Source organism: Pseudomonas sp. GW822-FHT04C11 (assembly GCF_058800905.1).
Map to the genome: position 1 here is coordinate 249,669 of NZ_JBXAMS010000002.1, position 15,528 is coordinate 265,196.

Genomic DNA, 15,528 nt, shown 5'->3' on the forward strand with positions numbered 1-15,528 from the left:
GCGCAAGTATACAGCCCCAATCCCCGTCGAACAGTCGGCTTTGGTCGGGCACGTTCGAACCTTTGTGAACTACCCATTTCAAGGGCGCCCCCTTATGATGTGCTCCAGACTCTTTACCCTGCGATGACCCATGGCTGATTCTGCTTTTTTCTGCACCTTGTCCCATGAAGGCGTACTCGCCGTTCGCGGCTCCGACGCCAGCAAGTTCCTTCAGGGACAATTGACCTGCAACCTCAATTACCTGAGCGACACCCACGCCAGCCTCGGTGCACGCTGCACCCAGAAAGGCCGCATGCAGTCGAGTTTTCGCATCCTGCTGGAAGGTGATGGGGTCCTGTTGGCGATGGCCAGCGAGTTGCTGGAGCCACAGTTGGCGGACCTGAAAAAGTACGCGGTGTTCTCCAAATCCAAGCTGACCGACGAAAGCGCTGACTGGGTTCGCTTTGGCCTGCAGCACTCGGAAGCCGTCCTGTCTGGCCTGGGCCTGGCCCTTCCCCGGGAAGACGGCGCAGTTGCCCGCGCAGGCGGTCTGATTGCCATTCGAGTGTCATCCGATCGCGTCGAACTCTGGGCGGCGGCCAGTCAGGCCGGCACCTTGCGCAACTCGCTGGCCGCATTGCTGCCTGAAGGCGACCTGAACCAGTGGCTGCTCGGGCAGATCCGCGCCGGCATCGGCCAGGTCATGCCGCAAACCCGCGAGCTGTTCATTCCGCAAATGCTCAACCTGCAAGCGGTAGGCGGCGTGAGCTTCAAGAAAGGTTGCTACACCGGCCAGGAAATCGTCGCGCGCATGCAGTACCTGGGCAAGCTCAAGCGTCGGCTGTATCGCCTGCAACTCGACGCCACCGAGCTGCCCGAGCCAGGCACCGCACTGTTTTCCCCAACCCACGGCAGCTCCATCGGTGAAGTGGTGATTGCCGCTCATGCCGAACAGAACATCGAGCTGTTGGCGGTGCTGCAAGCCGAAGCCGCGGACAGTGGCGACGTGCATCTTGGCGCCCTGGAGGGCCCGGCCCTGCACCTGCTCGACCTGCCTTACCAACTGGATCGTGACCTCGAGATCCAGCGTTAACTGCAGCATTTTTTTGCAATGCCCTAGAGAAACTAAATGAGCGAGCTGGCGGAAAAGGTCCAACAGGATTTGGTTGAGGCCATCGATAACGATGACCTGGTTCTGCCAACGTTACCGGAAGTGGCCCTGCAGATTCGCAAGGCCGCCGAAGACCCGGAAATCAGCGTCGCCGACCTGAGTAAAGTCATCGGCCGCGACACCGCGTTGTCCGCGCGGTTGATCAAAGTGGTCAACAGTCCGTTGCTGCGTGCGGCTCAGGAAGTGACAGACCTGCACACGGCAATCACCCGACTGGGCATCAATTACAGCAGCAACCTGGCTATCGGTCTGGTCATGGAACAGATTTTCCACGCCCGCTCCGAGGTGGTGGAACAGAAGATGCGCGAAGTCTGGCGCAAGAGCCTGGAAATCGCCGGTGTCAGCTATGCACTGTGCCGCACTCATACCCAATTGAAACCGGATCAGGCGGCCCTTGGCGGGCTGGTGCATCAGATCGGCGTGCTGCCAATTCTGACCTATGCCGAAGACCACTACGAGCTGCTGTCAGATCCGGTCAGCCTCAACCATGTGATCGAACACATTCATCCGCTGCTCGGTGACAAGCTGCTGCAGGTCTGGGAGTTTCCGGAAATGCTGGTGAAACTGCCGGGGCTGTATCTGGACTTCAAGCGTCAGTCCGAGCAGGTCGATTATGTCGATCTGGTGCAGATCGCCAGCCTGTATTGCCACAAGGACACCGATCATCCGTTGTCCAGAATTGACGTGCTCAACGTGCCGGCGTTCAAGAAACTGGGGATTGATCCGGAGAACACGGCAATGTGCAGCGATCTGGATGAGTCACGATCGATGTTTTATTGATCACTGCAGAGGGGCGTCTGTGGCGAGGGGGCTTGCCCCCGCTGGAGCGCGAAGCGGTCCCAAGATGGTCACCGCGCTTTATCTGAATCAACGACTCAGCCGATTTTACGACTGCTTCGCAGCCGAACGGGGCGGTTCGGCGTTCCGACAAGCCCCCTCGCCACAGGTGTTGTGTTTCGCTCGCAGGTAATCAGCCCTACCCGGCGATAAAACTGACCCGAACCTTCAACCCACGTTGCGCGCCATCGTGCAGGCTGATCTGGGCCAGATGGGCGCGGCAGATTTCACCGACAATCGCCAGGCCCAGGCCTGAACCCGCCACCTGCTGATTACGCCGGTAGAAGCGTTCAAACACCCGGTCGCGCTCCTCAAGCGGAATCCCCGGCCCATCATCCTCGACCTCCAGCACCGCGGGCGCACTGACGCGCAAGATCACGTTGCCGCCGGGGGGCGTGTGAGCCAAGGCGTTATCCACCAGATTGCTCAGCAGCTCATTCAACAGCGTTGGTTCGCCGCGCAGCCACACCGGTTCCTCAGCCTCCAACGCCAACGCGACGCCCCGCGCGTGGGCCAACGGCGCCATGGCCATGCCCAGTTCACGAGCCAGCTGACTCAAATCGAGCAACTGCGCCCCACCCTCGGCAATCGCCCGCGCACCGTTCTCGACGCGCGCAAGCGAGAGCAATTGATTCGCCAGATGAGTCAGCCGATCGGTGCCCTGAGCGGCGCTCTCCAACGTATTTCGCCAGATTTGCGGCTCGCTCGCCCGCAGTCCTAATTCGAGCCTTGCTTTAAGAGCCGCCAACGGCGTTCGCAACTCATGGGCGGCATCGGCGATGAACTGCGCCTGACGCTCGAACTGCCCGCGCAAGCGCTCGGTAAAGTGGTTAAGCGCGCGTACCAGCGGCCACAATTCACGCTGCACTTCTACCAGTGGCAAAGGCCGAAGGTCATCCGATTGCCGCTCCTCCACCACCGTGCGCAAACGCTCGATTGGGCGCAGTGCTGCGCTCACCGCAAACCACACTAACAGCAACGCCCCCACTGCCAGCAGGCCCAGACGCAGCAAGGTATCGGTCATCAGGCTGCGAGCCATGCGGACGCGGGCCTCGTCGGTTTCCGCCACGCGGATTTCCGCCATGCCATTCATGTTCGGTTCGGTCACCGGCTTGAGCAGGCTCACTACCCTCACGTTCTGCCCTTGGTAAATGGCGTCATAGAACCGCGCCAGCGCTGGATAATCGTCGGTTCGCGGCGTGCCTGGCGGTGGTCCTGGCAGGTTTTCGTAACCGGAAATCAGCTGCTGATGGATGTCGTTGACCTGGTAGTAAATGCGTCCGGCGCTGTCGTAGGCGAATGTATCCAGCGCCACGTAAGGCACATCGGCGCTGAGGCTGCCATCGCGCTGGGAAAGCCCGGCAGCGATGGTTCGCGCCGAGGCCAGCAAGGTCCGGTCATACGCCGTGTCGGCCGCTTCGCGACCATTCCAGTAGGCACTCAAACCGCTGGCGATCATCAGCACCACCAGCAGCAGTGCGAGGTTCCACAGTAGCCGCCAGCGCAGACTGCCGGGCTTATGCATCGCGGGCTTCCAGCAGGTAACCGAGCCCCCTGAAGGTCACAATTGCGACTGCATGGCCGTCGAGTTTCTTGCGCAAACGGTGGACGTAGATTTCGATGGCGTCAGGGCTGGCCTCTTCGTCCAGACCAAACACCTGGGAGGCCAACTGCTCCTTGCTCATCACCCGCCCAGGGCGCGCGATCAACGCCTCGAGCACCGCTTGCTCACGGGAAGTCAGGGTCAGCAGTTCATCGCCGAGGGTGAAGCGCCGAGTGTCCAGGTCATACACCAACACACCGCAACGTTGCTGACGCTCGCCGCCGAGTACGCTGCGCCGCAACAGCGCCTTGACCCGCGCTTCCAGCTCGGTCAGTTCAAAGGGTTTGGCCAGGTAGTCATCGGCGCCAAGGTTGAGCCCGTGAACCCGGTCCTTGACGTCGCTGCGGGCCGTCAGCATCAGCACTGGCAAGTTTTTGCCACGGCTGCGCAAACGCGCCAGCACCTCGAAACCATCCATGCGCGGCAGGCCGACATCAAGGATCGCCACCGCGTACTCCTCGCTGTTCAAGGCCAGGTCGGCAGCTACCCCATCGTGCAGCACATCGACGGTCAAACCGGTGCTTTTGAGCGCTTGGGCGACACTTTCGGCCAACTGCAGATGGTCTTCGACGAGAAGAACACGCATGGTTTTTTACCTCGTTCGGGGATGGTCGACGCCATTCTTTGGCGCGGAGTTTACAGCCGCATCCGCCTCTGTGAAGACCGAAAACAATGAAAGTCTGCTGAAAGGTTGGAGAAAGGTTAGCCCGTTAGAGTCCAGCCACGGACAGTTTCGACTGCCGTGACCATGAAGCGCTGCAACCGAAAAACGCCTCGAAGCGTTTTCGTCAAATAAGAACAATAAATGGAGTATTTCAGCATGCTGTCCACACAGCCTCAGGCTTGCCCGCCTGCGCGTTTTTCCCGCCTCGCCTCCACCGCTCTCGCCAGTGCCGCCGCCCTCGCCGGCTTTTCGCCCGTCAGCCAGGCTGCCTTCTTCGAAGACAGTAGCGCGACCCTCGAAACCCGCAACATGTACTTCAACCGCGACTTTCGCAGTGGCACCAGTGCCCAGCAATCCAAGCGTGACGAATGGGCCCAGGGCTTCATGCTCAACGTGCAGTCAGGCTACACCGACGGCACCGTGGGTTTTGGTGTCGACGCGCTGGGCATGCTCGGGGTCAAGCTCGATTCCAGCCCCGACCGTACCGGCACCGGCTTGCTGCCAACCCACGATGACGGGCGTGCCGCCAATGAGTACTCCAAACTTGGCCTGACCGGCAAAATGAAGATCTCTGCTACCGAGCTCAAAGTCGGCAGCCTGATACCTGAATTGCCGACCCTCAAGCCCAACGATGGGCGAATTCTGCCGCAGACCTTTGAAGGCGGCCTGGTGACTTCAAAGGAAATCAAGAACCTGACCTTCACCGGCGGGCGCCTCGATAAAGCCAAGGACCGCGACAGCACCGATTTCGAGGACATCGCCCTCAACAACAAGAACAGCCGTTTCGCCGGCACCGTGCCCGGCACGCATTTCGATTTCGGCGGTGTCGACTACAAGTTCACCGACAAGATCACCGGCAGTTACCACTTCGCTCAACTGGGCGAGGTGTACAACCAGCATTTCCTTGGCCTGGTCGCCTCGCAACCGTTCGGTCCGGGCACTTTTGCCACCGACCTGCGGCTGGCCATCAGCAATGACCAGGGCCAGGCCCGTGGCGGCAAGATCGACAACAAATCCCTCAACGGCCTGGTGAGTTATGCCTTGAGCGGGCATAAACTCACCGCCGGTTATCAGCACATGTCCGGCGACAGCGCCTTCCCGTATGTCGATGGTGCCGACCCGTATCTGGTCAACTTCGTGCAGATCAACGACTTTGCAGGCGCCGAAGAACACTCCTGGCAGGCGCGTTACGACTACGACTTCGCCAAGCTCGGGGTTCCGGGCCTGAGCTTCATGACCCGTTACATCAGCGGTGACAACATCAAGCTGAAAAACGGCGCCACCGGCGAAGAGTGGGAACGCAATACCGAGATCAAATACGTGGTGCAAAGTGGTGCCCTCAAGGACGTCGCCGTGCGTCTGCGCAATGCCACCTACCGCTCCAACTACTCTGCCCGTGACGCTGATGAAGTGCGTTTGCTGGTGAGCTACAGCGTTGCCCTTTGGTAATTGATTCAACAAACGACAGCTCCTACACAACAACAACTCCTGTGGAGACGAAAAATGGACTTATCACTGCGTAAAGTTGCATTAGCCGCCAGTTGCCTGCTGTTCGCCGGCCCACTGTTTGCCGACGTCGCCGGCGAGCCCAAGCGCCCGGAATGCATCGCCCCGGCCTCCCCCGGCGGAGGCTTCGACCTGACCTGCAAACTGGCGCAAAGCGCGCTGGTGAACGAAAAGATCCTGACCAAACCGATGCGCGTGACCTACATGCCCGGCGGTGTCGGCGCGGTGGCTTACAACGCCGTCGTCGCCCAGCGCCCAGCCGATGCCGGCACCCTGGTGGCCTGGTCCAGCGGCTCGCTGCTGAACCTGGCCCAAGGCAAGTTCGGCCGCTTCGACGAAAACGCCGTGCGCTGGCTGGCAGCGGTGGGCACCAGCTACGGTGCCATCGCGGTGAAAAGCGACTCGCCCTACAAGAACCTCGACGATCTGGTTCAGGCGCTGAAGAAAGACCCGAGCAAAGTCGTGATCGGCTCCGGCGGCACGGTGGGCAGCCAGGACTGGATGCAAACCGCGCTGATCGCCAAGGCCGCCGGGATCAACCCGCGTGACCTGCGCTACGTCGCCCTCGAAGGTGGCGGCGAAATCGCCACCGCGCTGTTGGGTGGTCACATCCAGGTCGGCAGCACCGACATCTCCGACTCCATGCCGCACATCCAGAGCGGTGACATGCGCCTGCTGGCCGTGTTCGCCAACGAGCGTCTGGACGAGCCGGAAATGAAGGATATTCCGACCGCCAAAGAGCAAGGCTACGACATCGTCTGGCCAGTGGTTCGGGGTTTCTACCTCGGGCCAAAAGTCAGCGATGCGGAATATGCCTGGTGGAAAAACGCCTTCGACAAACTGCTGGCCTCTGAAGACTTCGCCAAACTGCGCGATCAGCGTGAACTGTTCCCGTTCGCCATGACCGGGCCAGAGCTGGACACCTACGTGAAGAAGCAGGTAGCGGACTATAAACTGCTGGCCAAAGAGTTCGGCCTGATTCAGTAATCGCCTCTGTCTCGCGGCCAGCCCCTTGCGCATCAAGGGGCTGGCCCAGGAGTTTGTCATGCTCTTACAACGTATTTTTGCCTCGGTGCTGTTACTGGCCTGTCTCGGCCTGGCACTGATGGCCTGGCCGTATCAAGCGGCTTTTTCCTATGAACCCGTCGGCCCCAGGGCCTTTCCGCTGTTGATGCTCGGCTTGATGGGCGTGGCACTGCTGTACATGGTGTTTCGCCCTGCACCGATCAAACACAGTGAAGACGAGCCGCCACTGGACCGCGAAACCCTGACCAAGATCGGTATCTGTGTCGTTCTGCTGCTGGTGTTCGCCGGAACCTTCGAACCGCTCGGGTTCATTGTTTCGAGCATCCTCATCGGCGTACCTATGGCCCGTTTGTACGGTGGCCGCTGGTTGCCGAGCGTGGTGATCATCAGCTTGATGAGCGTCGGTCTGTACATGCTGTTCGACCGGTTGATGGACGTGCCACTGCCGTTGGGCCTGCTCGACGTTCTGGAGAACTGATATGGATACCCTTAACTACCTCGGCCAGGGTTTTGGCGTCGCACTGACTCCTTACAACCTGGTCACCGCGTTGTGCGGCACCCTGATCGGCACCGTGGTCGGCTTGTTGCCGGGTCTTGGGCCGATCAACGGCGTGGCGTTGTTGATACCGATTGCGTTCGCCCTCGGCCTGCCACCGGAGTCCGCGCTGATCCTCTTGGCTGCCGTCTACCTGGGTTGCGAATACGGCGGGCGTATCAGTTCGATTCTGTTGAACATTCCGGGCGAAGCGTCGACGGTCATGACCACCCTCGATGGCTACCCCATGGCCCGCCAGGGCATGGCCGGGGTGGCACTGTCGTTGTCGGCCTGGAGCTCGTTCATCGGCGCATTCATCGCCACCTGCGGCATGGTGCTGTTCGCCCCGCTGCTGGCGAAATGGGCCATCGCTTTCGGCCCTGCGGAATACTTCGTGCTGATGGTCTTCGCCATTGTCTGCCTCGGTGGCATGGCCGGTGATCGACCGCTGAAAACCTTCATCGCCGCGCTGATCGGGTTGTTTCTGTCGTGCGTCGGGATCGACGCCAATAGCGGCGTGTACCGTTTCACCGGAGACAACATCCACCTCACTGACGGTATTCAATTCGTGGTGTTGGTGCTGGGCCTGTTCTCCATCAGCGAAATCCTGTTGCTGCTGGAAAAAACCCATCATGGCCAGGAAGCCGTGAAAGCCACCGGGCGGATGATGTTCAACTTCAAGGAAGCCGCCTCGGTGTTCGTGGTGAACATCCGTTGCGGCGTTCTGGGGTTCATCATGGGCGTGTTGCCGGGTGCCGGTGCGACGCTGGCCAGTGCCGTTGCCTACATGACCGAGAAACGCATCGCCGGCGCCAGCGGCACCTTCGGCCAGGGCGACAAACGTGGCCTCGCGGCACCGGAAACTGCCATCGGCGGTGCTGCCTGCGGCGCGTTGGTGCCGATGCTGACCCTCGGCGTACCGGGTTCGGGCACCACGGCGGTGATGATCGGCGCCCTGTCGCTGTACAACATCACCCCGGGGCCGCTGTTGTTCCAACAGCAACCGGACATCGTCTGGGGCCTGATCGCCTCGTTGTTCGTCGCCAACGTCATGCTGGTGATCCTCAATATCCCGATGATCCGCATCTTCACCCGCATCCTTGCCGTGCCGAACTGGGCACTGGTGCCGGTGATCGCGATCATTACCGGGATCGGCGTCTACGCCGTGCACGCGACGACCTTCGACCTGTTCCTGATGATCGGCATCGGCATCTTCGGCTACATCCTGCGCAAGCTGGATTTCCCGTTGTCGCCAGTTCTACTGGGGTTCATTCTCGGCGGCTTGATGGAACAGAACCTGCGCCGTGCGCTGTCGATTTCCAACGGTGCGCTGGAAATCCTCTGGTCGAGCCCCATCACCTTCGGTTGCTGGGTACTGACGGCAATCATGCTGCTGATGCCTATCCTGCGCATCTGGCGCAAACGTTCCGTGGCGCGGCGTGCAATCGCCGATGTCTGATCGGCCTTTCAAAAGCTGGTGGGGAACACCGCTGGTCGGTCTGCTGGGCGGGTACCTCGCCAGCCAGATCGGCTGGCCGCTGCCATGGATGGTCGGCTCGTTGCTGGCGATCATCCTGGTGCGCTGCCTGACACCCTGGCAATTGGCGGAAATTCCTGGCGGGCGTAAATGCGGCCAGTGGATTGTCGGCATCGGCATTGGCCTGCACTTCACCCCGCTGGTGATCGAGCAGGTCATGCGCCACTTTGGCCTGATCTTCTTCGGGGCGCTGGTCACCAGCCTGTCGGCAGTGGTCGGGGTCTGGTTGCTGCGGCGCACCGGCGAGGATCGCGCCACTGCATTTTTCTCCAGCATGCCGGGCGGCTCCGGTGAAATGGTCAACCTTGGCGCACGCAATGGCGCCGTGCTCAGCCGGGTTGCGGCAGGGCAAAGCCTTCGGGTGCTGGTGGTGGTGCTTTGCGTACCGGCAGCCTTCAAATACTTGCTTGGCGACGGCGCCCCACAACTGCATCCGGCCAGCGTCGATTGGCGCTGGCTGGCGGTGTTGTTTCCGGCCGGTGCCCTGCTCACCTGGATCTGGCAACGGTTGCGCCAGCCCAACCCCTGGCTGTTTGGCCCGTTGCTGGTGAGTGCGGCGGTGAGCATCGGCTGGGATTTACACATCGGGCTGCCCCACGGCGGCAGTCAGATCGGCCAATGGCTGATTGGCAGTGGCCTGGGCTGTCACTTCAATCGGCAGTTCTTTCGTCGAGCACCGTCGTTCATGGGCCGGACCTTGATCGGTACGGCGTTGACCATGCTGATCGCCACACTGGCGGCGCTGGGACTGAGTGCGCTGACCCAACTGGACCTGCGCTCACTGACTCTGGGCATGATGCCTGGCGGCATTGCAGAAATGAGCCTGACCGCTGAAACCTTGCAACTGTCGGTGCCCTTGGTCACAGCGATGCAAGTGATGCGGTTGTTGTTCGTGCTGTTTCTGGCGGAGCCGTTGTTCAGGTATTGGGACCGGTTGCCGGATGACACCTGAGTTGATCACCTGTGGCGAGGGGGCTTGCCCCCGTTCGGCTGCGTAGCAGTCGTAAACCATATGTCTGTGGTGTGTCTGACAAAATGCAGTGGCTGGTTTTGGGGCCGCTTCGCGACCCAACGGGGGCAAGCCCCCTCACCACAAAAGCCGCTCCCCTTCACTTTCGCGTCGTTTCAGACCGGTGGCAACCGCCAGTCGATCGGTGTCTCGCCATTCTGTTCAAGAAACTTGTTGGCGCGGCTGAAGTGCCCGCAGCCGAGGAATCCACGGTAAGCGGACAGCGGCGACGGGTGCACCGACGTCAGCACCAGATGCTTGGTCGCATCGATCAGTTTCTGTTTGCTCTGTGCATGAGCGCCCCACAGCAAAAACACCAGATGGGGCTGATGTTCGCTGACCACCTCGATAATCCGATCGGTAAAGTGCTGCCAGCCCTTGCCCGCATGGGCGTTGGCATTGGCCCGCTCCACGGTCATGGTGGTGTTGAGCATCAGCACGCCCTGGTCGGCCCAGCTTTGCAGGTAACCGTGGTTCGGGATGTCGATGTTCAGGTCGCGCTTCAACTCTTTATAGATGTTCACCAGCGACGGTGGCGCCGGCACACCCGGTTGCACCGAGAAGCACAAGCCATGGGCCTGACCCGGGCCGTGGTATGGGTCCTGGCCGAGAATCACCACTTTGACCTTGTCCAGCGGCGTCGAATTGAGGGCGTTGAAGATCATCGGTCCCGGCGGATAGATTTCCTTGCCTGCGGCGTTTTCCTGCCGCAGAAACTCGCGCAACTCAGCCATGTAAGGCTGGTCGAATTCGGCACGCAGTGCTTCCTTCCAGCTCGGTTCGAGTTTGATACGGTCTTCAACAGTCATGGTTACACCCGAGAATTCAATGGGGCGAACCCTAGGAAAGCCCACCGCGCTTGTCAATTGATCTGACGCAGATCCAGCACTTTCTCGTACAGCGATCATACTGAACGTTCAATTCAGTCATCGAGGTCAAAATGAATCTGCACTTCGAAGAACTCACCGGCACGGACGGCGCACGCATCGGCATCGCCAGCCTGGATGCCGAAAAATCCCTGAATGCCCTCTCGCTGCCGATGATCAGGGCCTTGAGCGATCAACTGGAAGCCTGGGCCAAAGAGCCGCAGATTGTCTGCGTGCTGTTACGCGGTAACGGCGCCAAGGCGTTTTGCGCCGGCGGTGAAGTGCGCAACCTGGTAGAGGCCTGTAGAGCCCATCCCGGTGAGGTTCCGCCCTTGGCCGCACAGTTTTTCTCGGCGGAATATCGCCTTGATTTTCGCTTGCACACCTACCCTAAACCGCTGATCTGCTGGGGTCACGGTTACGTTCTCGGTGGCGGCCTGGGGTTGCTGCAAGGCGCGAGCATTCGCATCGTCACCCCGAGCAGCCGCCTGGCCATGCCCGAAATCAGTATCGGCCTGTACCCGGATGTTGGCGCCAGTTGGTTTTTGTCACGATTACCCGGCAAGCTCGGCCTGTTTCTTGGTTTGACCGGCGCGCAGATGAACGCACGCGACGCCATTGACCTGGACCTGGCTGACCGCTTCTTGCTGGATGAACAGCAGGAGGAGCTCATCGAAGGTCTGCTGCAATTGAATTGGCAGGAACAAACGCCAATGCAGCTCAACAGCCTGCTCAAGGCCTTGCAACAGGAAGCCGTCGGACAAATGCCCGAGGCCCAATGGTTGCCACGACGCCAGCAGATTGATGAGTTGCTGGATGTCAGCGATGTACGCTGTGCCTGGCGCGCCATCAGTCTGTTGCGCGATCACCGCGACTTGTTGCTGGCCCGCGCGGCAAAAAACCTGCACGAGGGCTGCCCACTGACGGCTCATCTGGTCTGGGAGCAAATCCAGCGTGCTCGGCACCTGTCATTGGCCGAGGTATTCCAGATGGAATACACCATGAGCCTGAACTGCTGCCGGCACCCGGAATTCAGCGAAGGTGTTCGTGCGCGCTTGATCGACAAGGACCAGAAGCCGCACTGGCATTGGCCGGACATCAACGCGATACCTGAAGCGGTAGTCCAGGCGCATTTCCATAAGGTCTGGGAAGGTCGGCATCCGCTGGCAGATTTGTCGGGTTATTGAAATCCGGGCATAAAAAAAGCGGCGCTGAATGCGCCGCTTGATCGTTGCAAGGCTTAACGGTGGCCGTCCCAATTGCGGCGGCCATCGCGACCATCACGGTCACCCTGTCTGTCGTGATCACGCCCGTCACGATGCCCCCGATCATCCCATTCCCGGCGACCATGGCCACCCTCTTCGCGATGACCCCAGCCATGGCGGTCGCGGTCATCCCAGCCACGGTTCTGGTAAACGCGGTACTCGACTCGCGGTGCTGCCTGGTAATAACGCGGCGCTGGCTGGTAGTAGCGCGGCGGCGAGTAGTAACGCGGAGCTGGCTCGTAGTAACGCGCAGGCGGTGCGGAATAATAGGATCCACCTCCGTAGTAATAGGCTGGCGCCGGAGAGGTGTAGACCTCAGAGCGGTAATTACCGGGGCCTTCGTCGTAATAGGGAACACAAGCAGAAAGCGTCAAACCCAATGAAGCAATGAGAAGAAGACGACGATACATGGCGGCCTCCTGGACCGCGAATGAGCCATACCAGCGACGCTGGTCAGCGGCAGCCAATTCATCTGACTGACGAAACATCTGACAGCAAAATCAGAATCTGGTGCGATTTAGAAACAAATATAAACAAGTAGCCGATAACGCTTCTCGACCGCTGGAAGCCGGCATGAAAAACGGCGCTTCCTTTACCCGCAAAGCGCCGTGAAATGAAAGGATTGAAAAACAATTGAGCCCGCTCGCCTTACCTGGCGTCAATCGTGCTCGTGGCGTTCCCTCCCGCGCCCGCGGTCATGGTCATGGTCACCATGGTAATAATGGCGATAACCGCCGTAATAGCGAGGGCCATAGTAGTAACCACCATAGTAATAGGGCCTGTAGTAATAACCGCCGTAGTAATAAGGTGCCGGCACGGTGTACACCTCTGGACCGTAATAGCCGGGTTCTGCGTAGTAAAAACAGGCGGAAAGACTCAAACCAAACAACCCACTGAGCAAGATTCGACGGTACATGGCGGCCTCCTGGACCGCAGGCAGCACATTCCGAAAACGCGGACTGCTGCCAGTCGGAACACTGAACGGCTGACATTGATTAAGACTCTGTCACAACCGCCAAGTGCCTCCTTTCACAGAACTTCAGATCAGCGGCCCGCCCAACGTGCACAGCCTGTTGTCACGCAACGATCAGGCGATGTACCGTGCCAAGCCTATCGACCCTGACCGAACCTGCGCAGAAGTGCCCCACTCCAGTGATGAATAAACCAGACCTCTGCCCGGCCTGCGGCGCCAGCAACGATTGCAGCCTGGCCGACCCGCGAACCGCCGACCAGGCCTGCTGGTGCTACACCGTGGCTATCGACCCGGCAGTGCTGCTGGCGTTGCCCGCCGAACTGCGCGACCAGTCATGCCTGTGCCCGAGCTGCGCTCAAGTCGAGTCGCAGCTGCGAGCAGCCCTATAGGGTAAGATGCGCGCCCTTTTCCGATCTGCCGACCGTCATGCGCGTTGACCGCTTCCTCAGCAACCTGCCCCGCTTCAACCGCAAACAGGTGCGCTTGCTGTTGGTCGAACAGCGGATCAGGGTCGACGGGCAGATCGTCAGCGATCCACATTGGGAAGTCCGCGAGTTCAGCCGTGTCGAGTGCGACGACGAAGTGCTGCAAGCCGGCAAACCACCGCGCTACTTCATGCTGCACAAACCGCCAGGTTGTGTCAGCGCCACTCGCGACCCGCAACACCCGACTGTCCTCGACCTGATCCTTGAACCTGACAAGGATGACCTGCACATCGCCGGGCGTCTGGACTTCAACACCACCGGGCTGATGCTGATCACCAACGACGGTTCCTGGTCGCGGCGCCTGACCCAACCGCAGACCAAACTGCCGAAGGTCTACTACGTCGAAACCGAACAGCCGATAACGCCAGAGTACGCACAGACCTTCGCCCAGGGCCTGTACTTCGCCTTTGAAGACCTCACCACCCAGCCTGCCGACCTGGTAGTACTGGGCGAAAAATCTGCGCGATTGAGTATCGTCGAAGGCCGTTATCACCAGGTGAAGCGGATGTTTGGCCACTTCGATAACAAGGTCTTGCGTCTGCACCGCGAACGCATGGGGCCGCTGGTACTCGATGACACATTGAGGCCGGGTGAGTACCGTCCGCTGAGCGCCACAGAGACCCAGCTGATCTGAAGCGAGCGACCGCTGAGCAGAAGTTGTCGAACAATTTACAAACTGCACTTGCGCGATGACCACTCCCCTGCTTGAATCAGGACGTCGGCCGAAATGTGACCGGCAAGTCATAACATACTTCTAAGAAACTTTTTGTCGGCAGAGCGCCTCGCAGATTCCACCTCTCCCGACAGACTGCCCGCCAATAACAATACCCGTCGACCAGCCTCCACCGGATCGACATGGGCTCAAAAATTCCAGGCGTATGCCTACCTGTCACAAAGCTCGTGCAATCTCATTGCGCGCATACCCGCTTGCCAGGAGTCTTACGACATGAGGCCAGAAATCGCTGTGCTGGATATACAAGGTCAGTACCGGGTTTACACGGAGTTCTATCGCGCAGACGCCGCAGAGAAGACCATCATTCTGGTCAACGGCTCGATGGCCACTACTGCATCGTTTGCACAAACCGTGAAAAACCTGCACCCGCAGTTCAACGTGGTGCTGTACGACCAGCCCTACGCGGGCAAGTCCAAAGCCCACAATCGGCATGAGAAAATGCTCACCAAGGAAGTCGAAGGGCAGATCCTCCTTGAGCTGATCGACCATTTTGCCGCGGAACACGTGATGTCATTCTCGTGGGGTGGCGCAGCTACCATGATTGCTCTGGCACAGCGCCCGCGCCGGATCGAAAAAGCCGTGATCAGTTCGTTCTCGCCGGTGGTCAACGAGCACATGCGCGATTATCTGGAGCGTGGTGTCGACTACCTCGGCAAGCTTGACCGCGACCGTGTCGGCCATCTGGTCAACAACACCATCGGCAAGCACCTGCCATCGCTGTTCAAACGCTTCAACTATCGCCACGTCAGCACCTTGGCCGAGCACGAATACGGGCAAATGCACTTCCACATCAGCCAGGTACTCAACAGCGATCGCATGTGCTACCTCAAGGCAGCCAAGCACATCGACGTGCCGGTGCTGTTCATGAACGGTGAATGGGACGAGTACACCGCCGCCAGCGATGCCCACCTGTTCGCCAGCCATGTGCAACACAGCACATTCAGCACCATCCGGGCCACCGGGCACTTTCTCGACATGGAGCACAAAGCCGCCTGCCGAGACAGCCGCCACGCACTGCTGGGGTTCCTGAAACCGGCTCATCATGAAGGCCGAACGCGTTCCCACTTCACCCAGGACCACCATGCATTGGCCATTTGAAACAGCGTCCTCGCGAGCAACCTCGTCTTCCTAGGTACACGCACTACTTCCCGGAACGAGGCTTGCCCGCGACAGACCGCAACACGCTTTCAAACCCTGCGTACCACCGCCATCGCCAGCGCTGAGCCCAGCTGCCGACGAGGCATGCGCCTACCCGCCCGAATCTGCAAAAAACCACGTAAACACAGATCCGCTAAAGAAAAACTTCAAATCCCCGGCCACATCTGGTACAAAGTCAGCC

Annotated in this window: 16 protein-coding genes; 11 read left to right on the forward strand and 5 right to left on the reverse strand. The window is 59.9% G+C overall.

Translation table 11 applies throughout. The features are described from left to right. Positions 1 to 130 precede the first annotated feature (130 nt). Together ygfZ and AC1RJ3_RS03900 are read left to right on the forward strand one after the other, a co-directional pair. A complete protein-coding gene (gene ygfZ / locus AC1RJ3_RS03895) occupies positions 131 to 1,072 on the forward strand; it encodes a CAF17-like 4Fe-4S cluster assembly/insertion protein YgfZ (RefSeq protein ID WP_347929225.1) in 942 nt (313 codons plus the stop codon). A gap of 36 nt (positions 1,073 to 1,108) precedes the next feature. Next, positions 1,109 to 1,930: an HDOD domain-containing protein gene (locus AC1RJ3_RS03900; protein ID WP_054596103.1), complete on the forward strand. Its 822-nt coding sequence runs from the start codon at positions 1,109 to 1,111 to the stop codon at positions 1,928 to 1,930. 196 nt (positions 1,931 to 2,126) lie between these two features. Here AC1RJ3_RS03900 and AC1RJ3_RS03905 read toward each other — a convergent pair whose 3' ends face one another. Together AC1RJ3_RS03905 and AC1RJ3_RS03910 are read right to left on the reverse strand one after the other, a co-directional pair. After that, on the reverse strand, positions 2,127 to 3,512 hold the full coding sequence (locus tag AC1RJ3_RS03905) for a sensor histidine kinase (protein WP_489111130.1): 1,386 nt from the start codon (positions 3,510 to 3,512) through the stop codon (positions 2,127 to 2,129). After that, complete coding sequence (locus AC1RJ3_RS03910) at positions 3,505 to 4,176, reverse strand: response regulator (RefSeq protein WP_019692544.1); 672 nt, start codon at positions 4,174 to 4,176, stop codon at positions 3,505 to 3,507. Before AC1RJ3_RS03910 ends, AC1RJ3_RS03905 begins: the two co-directional genes overlap by 8 nt. Positions 4,177 to 4,410: 234 nt before the next feature. On the opposite strand from AC1RJ3_RS03910, the gene AC1RJ3_RS03915 reads away from it, so the two are divergent. The 5 genes from AC1RJ3_RS03915 to AC1RJ3_RS03935 are packed head-to-tail and all read left to right on the forward strand — an operon-like array spanning position 4,411 to position 9,810. Then, the gene (locus AC1RJ3_RS03915) at positions 4,411 to 5,703 is read left to right on the forward strand and encodes an OprD family porin (protein WP_054598260.1); all 1,293 of its coding nucleotides are present in this window, start codon (positions 4,411 to 4,413) and stop codon (positions 5,701 to 5,703) included. Positions 5,704 to 5,757: 54 nt separating this feature from the next. Then, complete coding sequence (locus tag AC1RJ3_RS03920; RefSeq protein WP_103320001.1) at positions 5,758 to 6,747, forward strand: Bug family tripartite tricarboxylate transporter substrate binding protein; 990 nt, start codon at positions 5,758 to 5,760, stop codon at positions 6,745 to 6,747. Between the two features lie 58 nt (positions 6,748 to 6,805). After that, positions 6,806 to 7,264, forward strand: coding sequence for a tripartite tricarboxylate transporter TctB family protein (locus AC1RJ3_RS03925; protein WP_054596100.1), 459 nt, complete (start codon positions 6,806 to 6,808; stop codon positions 7,262 to 7,264). 1 nt (position 7,265) lies between these two features. Then, positions 7,266 to 8,780, forward strand: a complete 1,515-nt coding sequence (locus tag AC1RJ3_RS03930; RefSeq protein WP_103320006.1) for a tripartite tricarboxylate transporter permease — start codon at positions 7,266 to 7,268, stop codon at positions 8,778 to 8,780. Further along, positions 8,773 to 9,810 (forward strand): AbrB family transcriptional regulator, encoded by a 1,038-nt coding sequence (locus AC1RJ3_RS03935; RefSeq protein WP_493077543.1) that lies wholly within the window; start codon positions 8,773 to 8,775, stop codon positions 9,808 to 9,810. The genes AC1RJ3_RS03930 and AC1RJ3_RS03935 overlap by 8 nt, the downstream gene beginning before the upstream one ends. 173 nt (positions 9,811 to 9,983) lie before the next feature. On the opposite strand, the gene ung is transcribed toward AC1RJ3_RS03935, so the two are convergent. Further along, complete coding sequence (gene ung, locus AC1RJ3_RS03940; protein ID WP_123582147.1) at positions 9,984 to 10,676, reverse strand: uracil-DNA glycosylase; 693 nt, start codon at positions 10,674 to 10,676, stop codon at positions 9,984 to 9,986. Positions 10,677 to 10,807: 131 nt separating this feature from the next. Between ung and dspII the strand changes: the two genes are divergently transcribed. Further along, complete coding sequence (gene dspII, locus AC1RJ3_RS03945; protein WP_493077546.1) at positions 10,808 to 11,920, forward strand: enoyl-CoA hydratase/isomerase DspII; 1,113 nt, start codon at positions 10,808 to 10,810, stop codon at positions 11,918 to 11,920. 53 nt (positions 11,921 to 11,973) lie between these two features. Here the strand turns inward: dspII and AC1RJ3_RS03950 are convergent, their stop codons facing one another. Then, entirely contained in the window at positions 11,974 to 12,408 is a 435-nt protein-coding gene (locus tag AC1RJ3_RS03950; RefSeq protein ID WP_493077548.1) for a hypothetical protein, read from the reverse strand. A gap of 248 nt (positions 12,409 to 12,656) precedes the next feature. Beyond that, the gene (locus tag AC1RJ3_RS03955) at positions 12,657 to 12,914 is read right to left on the reverse strand and encodes a hypothetical protein (RefSeq protein ID WP_493077550.1); all 258 of its coding nucleotides are present in this window, start codon (positions 12,912 to 12,914) and stop codon (positions 12,657 to 12,659) included. A 239-nt stretch (positions 12,915 to 13,153) separates the two neighbouring features. Between AC1RJ3_RS03955 and AC1RJ3_RS03960 the strand changes: the two genes are divergently transcribed. The 3 genes from AC1RJ3_RS03960 to AC1RJ3_RS03970 all read left to right on the forward strand — a co-directional run bounded on the left by AC1RJ3_RS03960 (position 13,154) and on the right by AC1RJ3_RS03970 (position 15,287). Continuing rightward, on the forward strand, positions 13,154 to 13,360 hold the full coding sequence (locus AC1RJ3_RS03960) for a cysteine-rich CWC family protein (protein WP_054596093.1): 207 nt from the start codon (positions 13,154 to 13,156) through the stop codon (positions 13,358 to 13,360). A 37-nt stretch (positions 13,361 to 13,397) separates the two neighbouring features. Then, a complete protein-coding gene (locus tag AC1RJ3_RS03965; protein WP_347929219.1) occupies positions 13,398 to 14,090 on the forward strand; it encodes a pseudouridine synthase in 693 nt (230 codons plus the stop codon). A 312-nt stretch (positions 14,091 to 14,402) separates the two neighbouring features. Further along, the gene (locus tag AC1RJ3_RS03970; protein ID WP_054596091.1) at positions 14,403 to 15,287 is read left to right on the forward strand and encodes an alpha/beta fold hydrolase; all 885 of its coding nucleotides are present in this window, start codon (positions 14,403 to 14,405) and stop codon (positions 15,285 to 15,287) included. The last annotated feature ends 241 nt before the right edge of the window (positions 15,288 to 15,528 follow it).